At 41.3% G+C, this 12,731-nt stretch carries 10 protein-coding genes; 4 read left to right on the plus strand and 6 right to left on the minus strand.

The window, feature by feature from the left end; genetic code table 11:
• Positions 1-145: 145 nt before the first annotated feature.
• The 4 genes from AACU33_RS19835 (at position 146) to AACU33_RS19850 (ending at position 4,735) form a co-directional block, all read left to right on the plus strand.
• Entirely contained in the window at positions 146-337 is a 192-nt protein-coding gene (locus AACU33_RS19835; RefSeq protein ID WP_339376159.1) for a hypothetical protein, read from the plus strand.
• Positions 338-426: 89 nt separating this feature from the next.
• Entirely contained in the window at positions 427-2,346 is a 1,920-nt protein-coding gene (locus AACU33_RS19840) for an ATP-binding cassette domain-containing protein (RefSeq protein ID WP_096590286.1), read from the plus strand.
• Between the two features lie 77 nt (positions 2,347-2,423).
• The gene (locus AACU33_RS19845; protein WP_096590287.1) at positions 2,424-3,563 is read left to right on the plus strand and encodes an ABC transporter permease; all 1,140 of its coding nucleotides are present in this window, start codon (positions 2,424-2,426) and stop codon (positions 3,561-3,563) included.
• A gap of 47 nt (positions 3,564-3,610) precedes the next feature.
• Positions 3,611-4,735, plus strand: coding sequence for an ABC transporter permease (locus tag AACU33_RS19850; protein WP_096590288.1), 1,125 nt, complete (start codon positions 3,611-3,613; stop codon positions 4,733-4,735).
• 41 nt (positions 4,736-4,776) lie between these two features.
• Here AACU33_RS19850 and recG read toward each other — a convergent pair whose 3' ends face one another.
• From recG to AACU33_RS19880, 6 genes are all read right to left on the minus strand, one after another.
• A complete protein-coding gene (gene recG, locus AACU33_RS19855; RefSeq protein ID WP_096590289.1) occupies positions 4,777-7,266 on the minus strand; it encodes an ATP-dependent DNA helicase RecG in 2,490 nt (829 codons plus the stop codon).
• A gap of 56 nt (positions 7,267-7,322) precedes the next feature.
• Positions 7,323-8,432, minus strand: a complete 1,110-nt coding sequence (locus AACU33_RS19860; RefSeq protein WP_096590290.1) for a primosomal protein — start codon at positions 8,430-8,432, stop codon at positions 7,323-7,325.
• 352 nt (positions 8,433-8,784) lie between these two features.
• Positions 8,785-9,729: a translation elongation factor Ts gene (gene tsf, locus AACU33_RS19865; RefSeq protein WP_096590291.1), complete on the minus strand. Its 945-nt coding sequence runs from the start codon at positions 9,727-9,729 to the stop codon at positions 8,785-8,787.
• 144 nt (positions 9,730-9,873) lie between these two features.
• Positions 9,874-10,668: a 30S ribosomal protein S2 gene (rpsB, locus tag AACU33_RS19870; RefSeq protein WP_096590292.1), complete on the minus strand. Its 795-nt coding sequence runs from the start codon at positions 10,666-10,668 to the stop codon at positions 9,874-9,876.
• 140 nt (positions 10,669-10,808) lie between these two features.
• Positions 10,809-11,360 (minus strand): hypothetical protein, encoded by a 552-nt coding sequence (locus tag AACU33_RS19875; RefSeq protein WP_096590293.1) that lies wholly within the window; start codon positions 11,358-11,360, stop codon positions 10,809-10,811.
• On the minus strand, positions 11,350-12,723 hold the full coding sequence (locus tag AACU33_RS19880) for an AAA family ATPase (protein WP_096590294.1): 1,374 nt from the start codon (positions 12,721-12,723) through the stop codon (positions 11,350-11,352). The genes AACU33_RS19875 and AACU33_RS19880 overlap by 11 nt, the downstream gene beginning before the upstream one ends.
• Between the last annotated feature and the right edge of the window lie 8 nt (positions 12,724-12,731).

Below are 12,731 nucleotides of genomic sequence, written 5' to 3' on the forward strand. Positions count from 1 at the left end.
GAACCTGAAAATTGCACCTTTGAGCTTGAAGATTGCTCCTTTTTGCTCGGAGATTGCTCCTTAGAGCCTAAATGTTGAACCTTTGAACCTGGAAATTGCACCTTAGAGCCTGGAAGTTGAGCCTTTTTGCTTGGAGGTTGAGCCTTTGAACCTCAAAGTTGCACCTTTTTGCTCGGAGTTTGAGCCTTTTATCCTCGAAGTTGCACCTTTTTACTCGGAGATTGCACCTTTTATCCTCGAAGTTGCACCTTTTTACTCGGAGATTGCACCTTTGAGCTTGAAAACTACATTTTTGAACTTAGAATTTGCTCCTTTGAGCGTAAAATTCCAAGCTTAACTCTTGACCCTTGAACGCCAGTCGCTCATGGGGGGAACCCCCAAGACCGCGCTGGCTCCCCTTGACCTTTGACTCTTGACTCGTAACCAATGACAAATTCTGTAATTCAAGTGGAGGGTTTAAACAAACGGTACGGCAAATTAGTTGCCGTTAAGGGAATTGATTTTGCTGTCAAACAGGGGGAAATTTTTGGCTTAATTGGCCCTGATGGTGCGGGAAAAACTACGACATTCCACATTTTAGGTGGAGTGATGGAAGCATCGGCTGGGAATATTCAGATTTTAGGCAAACCTCCCCGCGATGCGCGTTTAGCTATTGGTTATCTGACACAGCAATTTTCGCTTTATCTTGACCTCAGCATCGATGAAAATCTCCGTTATAGTGCTGGTCTGCGTGAAGTTCCTGATAAGACTTTTGTGCAACGTCGCAATAAATACCTGCGATTGATGAGTTTGGAGAAATTTGGCGATCGCTTGGCTGGTCGTCTCTCCGGTGGGATGAAGCAGAAGTTAGCTTTGTGCTGTGCGTTGATTTCCCAACCAGAAATTTTGTTGTTGGACGAACCGACGACAGGCGTTGACCCGGTATCGCGGCGGGAATTTTGGGATGTTTTGGCGGCGATTGCTGCTGAGGGAGTTACGGTAGTTGTAGCTACACCTTATCTCGATGAAGCTGAAAGGTGCGATCGCATTGCTTTAATGTACGAAGGAGAAATTCAGCAAATTGGTACTCTTTCCCAGTTACGCGAAAGTTTAGGTTTACAGCGTTTAGAAGTTCGCACCAATCAAATTGAAGCTGCCGAACAAGTATTACATACAAAAATCAACAATACCCAAACATCAATTGTCGATGTTCAAACCTTTGGCGATCGATTAGACGTCTTAGTCAAAGATGCCGCGATTGCTACAGCAACAGTTGAAAAAATCTTTGTGCAACAGCACCTACAACTCGACAACATTCAAACAGCAGATGTCACTCTAGAAAACGTTTTTGTTAGCCGCCTACGCGCATCTGGAAACGACCCAGAATTTATTTCTTTTCCTCGTTCTCAGTTAAATAATAGAGGTGTTCGAGGAGAGATTGCTATTGCTGCAAATAAACTCAGAAAAATATTTGGCGACTTCCAAGCAGTGAAAAGCGCCGATTTAGAAATTCGCTATGGAGAAATATATGGATTACTAGGCGCAAATGGTGCAGGAAAGACAACAATCATTAAAATGCTCTGCGGATTGCTAGAACCAACCTCAGGCAAAATCTCTTTAGCAGGAGAAACTCAAAATCTACGCAGCAGTGCTTTGCGCAAACGCATTGGTTACATGAGTCAAAAATTCACACTCTACGATGATTTAACTATTATCCAGAATCTAGAATTTTACTGTGGAGTTTATGGCGTGCCAAGACAATTACGCCGCAGCAAAATTAACTGGGTACTAGCAACTTGTGGCTTAGTTGGTAGAGAAAATATGCTCACCGGACAGTTACCAGGAGGATGGAAGCAGCGAGTCGCCTTTGGTGCTTCCGTCATGCACGAACCAGAAATATTATTTCTAGACGAACCCACATCAGGAGTAGACCCGTTAGCACGCCGTCAATTTTGGCGATTAATTAATGAGTTCGCCAGGTCAGGAACAGCAGTGCTAGTCACAACCCATTATTTAGAAGAAGCCGAACAATGTAACCGGATGGGGTTTATGGTAGCAGGTGAAATGGTAGTTCAAGGTTCTCCCAGCGAAATTAAAGCCGCACAACCCGGCCAGTTGATAGAAATAGTTACAGATAAAACCCAAGATGCGTCTAATTTACTTAAAACACAATTAGCACCGTGGCGAGTGTCAATTTTTGGCGATCGCCTACACTTAGTTCTCGATTATCCAGACTCCGATATTCCCCAAATTCGCTCAATTCTCCAAACAAACAACATAAATATTCACTCCCTGCGATCTATTCCCTTCTCACTCGAAGACGCCTTCATTGGCATAGTACAACGCACCGAGGAAAGAGGCGAGTAGGGGGATGAGGGAGTGTGGGAAGTGTGGGGAGTGTGGGGAGAAATAACTAATAACCATTAACCCTTGACTCTTGATCAATGAAAAGAATTTTATCCCAATGTCGTAAAGAGTTAGCACAATTTCGGCGCGATCGCCTTTCCCTAGCGCTGGCATTTCTCTTGCCATTAATGACCTTAATTATTTTTGGTTTTGTGATTCGCTTAGAATCTAAAAATATTCCTTTATTTATCCAAGATTTTGATAACACTCCTCTCAGTCGTTCTTATATAGAACGCTTATTTGCCACAAATCAATTTGAACCAATTCATAATTCTAAATTTTCCCTTTTTACTTCTAATCAAAATACCGACATCCAAAACCCCCAAGTAGCTATTGATAAAGGACTTGCAAAAGCTACTGTAGTAATTCCCCCAGATTTTAGCCGAAAAATTAAGTCAGAATTGCCTACTGACGTACAAGTTTTAGTAGATGGCACTGATGTTAATAACGCGCGAATTATTAAAAATAGTATTCAAGCAACAACAATATTTTTCTTAAGAGACTCAGGTTTACAAACATCATTTAATAAAGTAATTGCTCATATTCGCCTCTGGTTTAATCCTGGCAGAAAAGAATCACTTTATATTGTGCCTGGTGTTTATGCAGTTATTTTATGGATTTATCCCTCACTATTAACAGCAGTTGCAATGGTACGCGAAAAAGAAAAAGGGACAATCCTACAAGTTTACGCTTCCAGCCTCACCGCCGAAGAACTGTTGTTAGGAAAAGGTTTAGCTTATCTATTAATTGGAATTAGCGTAGCTTTAGTGATTACGGTAATCAGTGCAATAATTTGGCAATTAAATTTTGCAGTAGAGCCAACATCATTATTACTAGGCACGTTAATATTTTTAATAGATAGCGTAATGTTTGGTTTATTAATTGGTGTACGGGTAGGTAATCAAAATTCTGCCGTTCAAGCCGTAGCATTAGTTGGTTTCTTAACAGCTTTACTACTATCTGGATTTATTTATCCTATCAGTAACATTCCTTTTCCACTTTCTCTAGTTTCGGCGATTATTCCAGCACGTTATTATATTGAAATCACACGTGATGCTTACGTGCGCGGTACTGGATGGACAGGCGTTTGGTTTTCAGTAATCATGTTAATAATTCTAGGACTATTATTATTTAATGCCGCACGTCGGATATTAAAGCGAATGCAATTATCAGATTAGTACCCAGTAGGAAGAGACTTTAAAAAATTAAATTTGCTTACCCAAATATGAAATGGATTCAAACTTTATTAAACAGCCGATTCTGGAGTTTAGCAGTTAAAGAATTTCGCCAAATATTGCGTAGTAGAGAAACATTAGTGTTGTTGATAATTCCGCCAACAATTCAAATGTTACTTTATGGCTTTGCTCTCAATCCAGATGTGCATTATCTCAAATTAGGAGTTGTCGATTATGCAAATACTTATGAAAGTAGAGAATTAGTTTCTCTTTTAACAGTAAATAAAGTCTTTACATTAGAAAAATATCTGTATAATACTCAAGATTTAGGCGAACAAGTAAGGCAAGGAAAAATCACAGCAGGTTTAATTATCCCGCCGGATTTTAAACGTAATTTATCAGAAGATAAATCTGGTGAAGTTCAAATTTTGATTGATGCAGTAGATGCCAATACTGCTGGTATCGCCCAAGGTTATCTCAATCAGATGATTAATCAATTTAGCCGTCGCTTATCATCTAATCAAGCAGCACCATTAATTAGCCCACAAACAACTTTTCTTTATAATCCTGGATTGCGAAGTAGTTGGTTTTTTATCCCAGGAGTTTTGGGATTAGTTTTAACGCTAATTAGTTCTTTAGTTTCTTCAGTAACAGTTGTTAGAGAAAAGGATACAGGAACTCTAGAACAATTGTTAATGACTCCAGCAGAAGCTTGGGAGATATTACTAGCTAAAATTGTGCCCCTATTTGTGCTGTTGATGGGCGATGTAATTTTGGCTTTAAGTATAGGAAGATTAGTTTTTAGCGTTCCTTTTCGAGGCAATGCTGCACTTTTTTTAACCTTATCAGGACTTTATTTATTTGTCGGAATTGGAATTGGTATTATGCTAGCTACAGTTTGCCGTACTCAGCAGCAAGTTGTACTGACATCATTTTTTATTAATTTACCTTTAATTCAGCTTTCTGGTGCTATCTCTCCCATTGAAAGTATGCCCATATTCTTTAAGTATTTATCTCTACTAGATCCCCTACGTCATTATATAGAGATTGTACGAGGCATACTGCTCAAAGGTGTGGGGTTGGAGGTGTTATGGACTCATGCGATCGCACTTTTGCTCTTTGCTACACTACTGTTATCCATCAGTATCAACCAATTCCGCCGCCAACTAAGTTAATAAATCATCGGCGTTTATCGGCGTACATCGGCGGTTAAGAATTAAGTCAAAATCGCCCCACCCATTAACCTTTCATACCGATATTTCAACTCTTCCTTCATCAAATACCAACGTTCTAAAGTTGCATCCATCTCAATTACTTTCTCTGCTGCTTGTCGCGCTAACAGTAAAACTTCCTCGTCTTCCACCAAACTTGCAAGTGTAAAATCAGGCACACCCGATTGACGAGTTCCCAAGACTTCCCCAGGCCCGCGAAAACGCATATCCATTTCTGAAATGAAAAACCCGTCCTGGGACTGTTCCATCACTCTCAGCCTTTGTTGTGCGTCAGGACTTCTCGAACTACTCATCAGCAAACAGTAAGACTGTGCTGCACCACGTCCAACACGTCCCCGCAATTGGTGCAGTTGTGATAATCCAAACCGTTCTGCATTTTCAATTAACATTACCGTAGCATTCGGCACATCTACCCCCACCTCAACAACTGTGGTAGATACCAAAATTTGGGTTTTGTTATCGCGGAATTTAGTAATTGCTTCGTCCTTCTCGGCTGAACTCATGCGACCATGAAGCAATCCGACTTGAAAGTCAGGAAAAACGCTCTCCTGTAGCTTTTGATACTCCTCAACAGCCGATCGCAAATCCAGCTTTTCTGATTCTTCTACCAGTGGCAAAACTACATATACTTGCCGTCCTTGGGCTATTTCTCGACGCATCAGGTCGTAAGCATGGGTGCGTTGCTGACCTGTAAGCATTGTAGTTTGAATCTTTTGCCGTCCTGGTGGTAACTCATCAATCTGGCTCACATTCATATCCCCATGTATCGTCAATGCCAATGTCCGCGGAATAGGAGTAGCTGTCATTGTTAATACATGAGGTTGTTCGCCTTTTTGCTGCAAACGCGCCCGTTGCTGCACCCCAAAGCGATGCTGTTCGTCAATAACTGCTAAACCCAGTTGGCGAAAGTTTACTGGGTCTTGAATCAAGGCATGAGTACCAACTAACAGGGGTAATTCTCCAGTTTCTAGTTGGGCATGAATTTGTCGCCGTTTGACAGTTTTTGTGGAGCCTGTCAGTAATTCTACTGGTAAATGCAGCAAGTTAAACCAACTAACCAACTTGCGATAATGCTGTTCTGCCAACACTTCAGTCGGAGCCATCAGCGCTGCTTGGTAGCCAGATTGAATTGCCGCTAAAATAGCAACCACAGCCACCACAGTTTTACCAGAACCTACATCTCCCTGTACTAACCGATTCATCGGTGTGGGTTGCTGTAAATCGTTGAGAATATCGTTGATTACTCGTTGCTGTGCGCCAGTGAGTTGAAACGGCAATATTTCGTAGAATTGTTTTATTAGCTGACCTTTGGGAGCAAGAATAGCACTAGTTTGGATTTGCCTGGCTTGATACTGTCGTTGCAATAAACTTAGTTGCAAGTAGAAAAATTCGTCAAAGACTAGGCGACGACGGGCAACTTGCAAAGAAGCGCTATCTGGAGGAAAGTGAATATTAGCGATCGCATCTTTCAATTCCATCAAACCATACTTTTCCCGCAAACCTTTGGGTAAGGGATCTTTAAGATTGGCCGCTGCTGGTAAAGCCGCTATTACCACCTGTCGTACCATATTCGCCGCCACACCCTCAGTTAAAGCATAAATTGGCACAACCCGACCAATAGTAAGAGAATCAATCGTATCTCCGGGATTTGCTAATACTTCTAATTCGGGGTTATCCAGCGTCAAGCCGTATTTACTTTCCTTCACCAACCCACAAGCCGCAATTACACTACCCACCGGGTAGCGGCGTTTTAAAGCTTCTTGCCAAGCGCGACTGGTAAAACGCGTACCAGCTGAAAAGCGACTAACTTTGATTTGTCCGGTATTATCCTTTAATATCAGTTCTAAAATTGATAACTTCTGATTTTTGGGACTATTAAAACAGTTACAGCGCTTTACCGTTGCGACTATCGTCACCGTTTCACCCGCTTGCAACTCGCGGATATTTACCTGACGTGCATAGTCAATGTGGTCGCGGGGATAGTAGTAAAGTAGGTCGCGCACAGTATACAAACCCAGACGACCCAAATTGTCAGCTTTTCTAATCCCAATTTCTGGTAAATCGCTCAATTTCTGGTCAATCTTGGGCGCAAGTCTTCGACTCACCTCAGCCACAATTGGAGTTGTGAGATTTTGCATTTTAGATTGATAATTTCTATTCTGCGCCTCTGCTACCCCGTTCTTCTGCTGCTGTTCCCCATCATCTTGCTGTAATTGATATAAATACCTGCGAGTTTCTGCTATTAAATGTTGTCTCTCTTCCAAAACCAAATCGGGATATTTAGCAAATTGCAGCGCTAATTCTTGCCAGCGACGACGTTCGCTTGAGGGCAAACCTATAGGGAATTTCCCAAAAGTCAGGCTGAGAAATTCACTAAAGCGATATTGTCTACCCATCAAGTCTGTAAAACCTTGTTCTGCTTCTATTGCCAAGGCTTTCTGCAATCTTATCCAATCTGGTTTGTCATTGGTCATTAGTCATTGGTCATTGGTCATTGGTCATTGGTTGTTCACAAAGGACAAAGGACTAGTTAATCATCATTCCAAATAGCGCGCCATGCTGCTTCAGCCTCAGCAATTGAACGTTCGCGCTGCTTTTTTTTATAGTCCTGTCCTAGTTTATTTAACTGAATTAAAATATTGCGAATTTGTTTGCGTGCAGAAGAGAGTTTAGGATCGGCAAATTCAATTTCACTCAATCTGAGGTTAATCGCCATCAGCCTTGTCAGTCCAGATTCCTCTGTATCCTGCTCATTTTCAATTTCAATTACTAAGTTTAATATGTTAGGCGGGCCAGGCATGACTTCGCCAGATGCTTCTGATGCGGCCGCAGCTACTTCTAAAATCGGTTCTGGTAACTTTTTGGGTAAGATACTAACTTTTTGCAGCAAAATATTGGCATCATGGGTAACTTTTTTCAGTGTATGTTGAATTAATTTCTCTAAGCTCTGTTGCCAAGCTACCAATTCCATCGGGTTAGAAGGATCGGTGAATTTGAGCGTTTTAGGAAAGTTGAGCCAGTCGCTTGCGGAGGATGCTTGCACAGGCGCGTTTCCCGACTTAAGAAGCCACTGCAAAGCAGAGGACAGTTGGGTGGGCGGATTTCCTGACTTGGGCAAACTGTCTGTTGGGGTTTCCCCCGTTGGAGACGGAATGCTTTCTTGGGGTATGGCAGGTGGCGTGTCTGTTGGCGTAATAGAAGGATTTTCTTCTATAGCAACCTTTTCCAAACTAATTTGAGATTGTGGATTTTTGTCATCATCCCCATCTCCCTCATCACCTGCATCTTCCTCAGCTACTTCCACCACCTCATCATCCAAAACTTCCTCAGTTACCTCCGCCACCTCATCCTGAGTTTCTTGATTATTAATGAAAGTCAGCAACTGTTCAGCTGCTTTCTGCCCTAACTTGCGGATTGCTTGTTGCAATTGTTGCCGCTGATTCAGTGACAAATTCAGGAATTTTTCGGGATAACCTTGAGTACAAAGGTGATAAGTTGCCAGAATCAACTGCTGGCGAACGGCTTGTCCTAAGATGCCTAAATAATTAGCATAAGCACTTTCAAGTTCTAGTGCGATCGCGCTTATCGCTTCTTTTAACAGTGCAATATCTCGATCAATTCGCTCGATTGCTCTAGCCATATCTTTTTTCGATAGCTCATCTAAACCTAATAGTGATACAAATGTACCTATCTATTTTAAGATAAACATTCTGAGAATTTGATATTTTGCGCAAAGTATAGCAAATCCCGATTATCGGCGACGAGAACCCCAACTTCTGCAATAAGTCGAGGATCTGAAGCTGTGAAATTCTCAAAAATAAAATACAGGCCAGCATAGTTTGCCTGACCTGTCTTTTCAAGAGTCATCTGTCTTTAGCCATTTGTTCTTAGTTCTAATTACAAATGACAAATGACAAATGACCCTTCGGGTTCACCAGTTGCTCATGAGGGAAACCCCCTACGTACCCGTCACTGGTTCACCAATAACAAAATTACTTAGTGCCCATCTGTGCAGCAACTTCCTCAGCAAAGTTACTTTCTTGCTTTTCAATGCCTTCACCTAAGACATAGCGCACAAAGCGTTTAATTTTGATGTCTTGACCTAGCTTAGACTTAACTTGCTTCACCAGGTCTTCCACAGAAATGCTCTGATCTCTAATGAAAGGTTGATCTAGCAAAGCAAATTCTTTCAGGCGTTTTTCAATCCGTCCCTGAACAATCTTTTCTTTGATGTTCTGGGGTTTGTTAGCTAAATCATCCCGCCCCATTTCAACTTCTGTTTCTCTAGCAGCAACTTCGGCAGGGATTTCGTCTACACTGACATACTCGACATTCGGGCAAGCAGCTACTTGCATAGCGGTGTTCCGTGCTAAACCTTGGAACTCTTCATTGCCAACTACAGCATCAGTTTCGGAGTCTACCTCAACCAAAACACCAACTCGACCGCCAGTGTGAATGTAGCTGTCTACTATGCCTGATTTGCCTTCTGCTATTGAAAAATTGACAAAGCGGCGTACCTTGATATTTTCACCCAAGGTAGTAATGATTTGCTTGATGAAGTCATCTACAGTTACGCTTGTATCTTCAATATAGGGTTGAGCCAATAAAGCCTCAACACTATCAACTGTGACTGCTTGCTTTGCCAGATTCTTAACTAGAGCCTTAAAAGCATCGTTACGGGCAACAAAATCGGTTTGGCAGTTGACTTCTATCAGTACACCCACCTGAGATCCAGGCTTGATATAGGTGTCTACTAGACCTTCTGCTGCAACGCGATCGCCTTTTGTACCTCCTTTAGCGATGCCCTTTTGCCGCAACCAATCTATGGCTTTTTCAAGGTCGCCATCATTTTCTTGTAGTGCTTTTTTGCAGTCCATCATGCCAGCATTGGTTTTTTGGCGTAGCTCTTGGACTAGTTTTGCTGATATTTCCGCCATGTTGCCTCAATTCCTACTTGACCTCGAATTTTAATCGCTCACGGGTGTTGAGTATTTCTATCTTACTCAGGGCTGAAGAAACTATGAAGTCTGAAGTCTGAAGTATGAAATTTTATTTTTCATACTTCATCCTTTATCTTTTACCTATTCTTCTTCTTCGTCATCGCTTGCATATGTACCAGACAACTCGGTGTCATCATAGTCATAATCTTCTTCAGCGCCTTCGTAATCTTCATAGTCATCTTCCACATCTAGTTGACCATGACGACCTTCATAAATTGCATCCGCCAATTTGCCGACGATCAGCTTAATCGATCTGATAGCGTCGTCATTTGCTGGGATGGGGATATCTACTACATCGGGGTCACAGTTTGTATCCAACATCGATACAATCGGAATTCCCAATTTTTGGCATTCTTGAACTGCGTTATACTCCCGCCGTTGGTCTACAATCACCACCACATCGGGAACTTTGCGCATGGTTTTAATCCCGCCCAAATACTTCTGAAGCTTCGCCATTTCTCGGCGTAACATTGAGGCTTCTTTCTTGGGCAATAAATCCAATGCTCCGCTTTCTTCACGGCGTTCCAGATCTTTGAGGCGTTCTACTCTGGTTTTGATAGTCGCCCAGTTGGTCAGCATTCCACCTAACCAACGTTGGTTGATGTAGTGGGAACCGCAACGACTAGCTTCTTGGGCAATAATACCCGCCGCTTGCCGCTTAGTGCCAACAAACAGGAATTTTTTCCCTTGTTCGGCTTGGGTACGCATATAAGTATATGCATCTTCCATCAACTGGGCAGTTTGCACCAAGTCGATAATGTGTACACCATTGCGGGAAGTATAAATGTAAGGAGACATTTTTGGGTTCCAACGCCGGGTCTGATGCCCAAAGTGAACCCCTGACTCCATCATCTGAGCCAATGAAACGACTGGCATATTTTTTTAACTCCGATTCGGGTTAAACCTCCACTCAGGCGTATTTCCCAACAAGGAAACACCCGAATTCCTGAATGTGCGAGATTAATGAACCATACTAGGGTAGCACATTTGGGCTGGAGTGAATGGAAGTCTAGATTTTAGCGATTGTGAAAATTCATCAGTAAGCGATCGCTTTCTACTTCAGCGCCGTTTTTTAACCATTCAATCGGTTTTTCTACTTCTATTTTATCTGGGTTTACCCACACAATATGCTGAAGTTCATCGACTTTATCAGATGCACGGCTAAAAAGTGTTCTTGCAGTATTATCATCCAAAGATATAACAATTTTATCTGTTGCTAATGCTGCTTCTATCAACCGCAAATCTTTAGTCATTTCCCAACATTCTTTATCATTAGCAGCTATACTTTCTATCTGTTTCCATAAATCACTATTAATTGGGATCTCCTCAAATTTGAACTTTCTCTTTGCTACCATTTGAGTTCGCCATTTACGGGCAAAATTTGATTGATGTTTGTCCCACTCCGTTTTTATATCTGGTGTCATTACGACTTGGTGGCAGATATCTAAAACTGCTTTTAAAAAATCTCGGCAATTTACTGATGTTGGATAAGTAGCTTCTTCTCCCCCAGATGAACGTGCAACAGAAGCATCTATTACTAAGCGCTTAGAAACTACTTTAATTGCCATGTGAATTATTGAATAAACGAGCTTCAGCCGCATTTAAATAACGGCTTTCAAGATTTAAAGATACATCTCCGAAATCTTCTGGCCAATCTCCAAAAGCACCAGTATCATCTAAATCAGTACTACTAACTTTTGTGATCCCATTTTCTTGCCTTGTAAACCAGTGAAGTTTAACTAATTTTGGTGCTAGCTTACCCTCAGCAACTAAAGACTGCACTGCTAAAAGTAACAACGCACTATGAGTTTCTACAACTACTTTTACACCACGATTAGCTGCATGAGCAAATACTTCTGCTAAAGCAGCTTGGGCACGAGGATGAAGGTGAATTTCTGGTTGCTCAATGTAGACTAATTGCCCTGGTTCTGCAACCAACAAGGCAACTAAAACAGGTAAAGTTTGTGAAACTCCAAAACCAACATCAGCAATACTGACTACATCACTTTTGGCATTAGAATGACGTGGTAAGCGACCTACTCTAAGCTCAACTTGTGTATCATCCACTTGTTTAGCCTCAACTTTCCAAGTAAGTCCTAAAGTTTCTAGTGTATTGCCTAAATCTTGAAGACGTTTATCTTTATTTTTCTGCCAGTGATTTATAACACTGGCAACATAGTTTTCAAATGTACCGGGGAATTCGCTGCCTATTGCTGTAGTCTTATAATTACGCTCTGGGTTCCCTCTCAACCCTGGTACGTGTATTGTTTGACTAATATAACGTCCAAAGGTTTCAGCAGGGCTAGTAGGATTTAAGGATTGAAGCAATGAAGGTGTCATTGTTTCTTTACCCATCAACAATGCGAATTCCAAAAAACAACGATTTCGCTCAATAATCCATCTACTTTGATTTTTTAGCGCTTCTACTTCTTTTGCTAATTCATAAAATGCTAAATACGGCTCAGGCAAAATTTTTATAACATCACCTGGAAGCATATCAGGTGAAAGTACTAATTTCTTCCCACCTGCTTCATATTCCATCTTTAGCACATCTATTGCCTTGCGTGGATACTTGATAAAAGTATTCTTAATAGATTCATTATTTTCCACTTCTATATAAATCGTAAATTCTGTAATACGTTCTCTACCAAATACTTTAGAAAACAATTGTGTTGCGGAAGTAAACTTAACATTTGGTCCATTTAGTAAGAGAGCGCCAGGATCATAGGTAGCTTCTAAAGTTTGTTTCAGCAGCAATAAAGGCTGCATAATGCTCGATTTTCCAGAACTATTAGCACCAGCAAGAATAGTTAATGGACGCACTTCTATATAGCATTCTTCATATAATGACTTGTAACCATTTACTGAAATACTAGTTATGCCTTTTGCTATTTCCTTTTTCTTACTTTTAGTTGCAGTAGATTGGCTCATAATTTTTG

The organism is Calothrix sp. NIES-2098, from assembly GCF_963875125.1.
Taxonomy (GTDB): Bacteria; Cyanobacteriota; Cyanobacteriia; order Cyanobacteriales; family Nostocaceae; genus Aulosira.

What these genes read in the sequence shown, in the direction of transcription:
- recG (WP_096590289.1), bottom strand. Translation starts at nt 7,266, where the DNA reads ATGACCAATGACAAACCAGATTGGATAAGATTGCAGAAAGCCTTGGCA.
- AACU33_RS19845 (WP_096590287.1), top strand. Translation starts at nt 2,424, where the DNA reads ATGAAAAGAATTTTATCCCAATGTCGTAAAGAGTTAGCACAATTTCGG.
- AACU33_RS19880 (WP_096590294.1), bottom strand. Translation starts at nt 12,723, where the DNA reads ATGAGCCAATCTACTGCAACTAAAAGTAAGAAAAAGGAAATAGCAAAA.
- AACU33_RS19850 (WP_096590288.1), top strand. Translation starts at nt 3,611, where the DNA reads ATGAAATGGATTCAAACTTTATTAAACAGCCGATTCTGGAGTTTAGCA.
- AACU33_RS19860 (WP_096590290.1), bottom strand. Translation starts at nt 8,432, where the DNA reads ATGGCTAGAGCAATCGAGCGAATTGATCGAGATATTGCACTGTTAAAA.
- tsf (WP_096590291.1), bottom strand. Translation starts at nt 9,729, where the DNA reads ATGGCGGAAATATCAGCAAAACTAGTCCAAGAGCTACGCCAAAAAACC.
- AACU33_RS19840 (WP_096590286.1), top strand. Translation starts at nt 427, where the DNA reads ATGACAAATTCTGTAATTCAAGTGGAGGGTTTAAACAAACGGTACGGC.
- rpsB (WP_096590292.1), bottom strand. Translation starts at nt 10,668, where the DNA reads ATGCCAGTCGTTTCATTGGCTCAGATGATGGAGTCAGGGGTTCACTTT.
- AACU33_RS19875 (WP_096590293.1), bottom strand. Translation starts at nt 11,360, where the DNA reads ATGGCAATTAAAGTAGTTTCTAAGCGCTTAGTAATAGATGCTTCTGTT.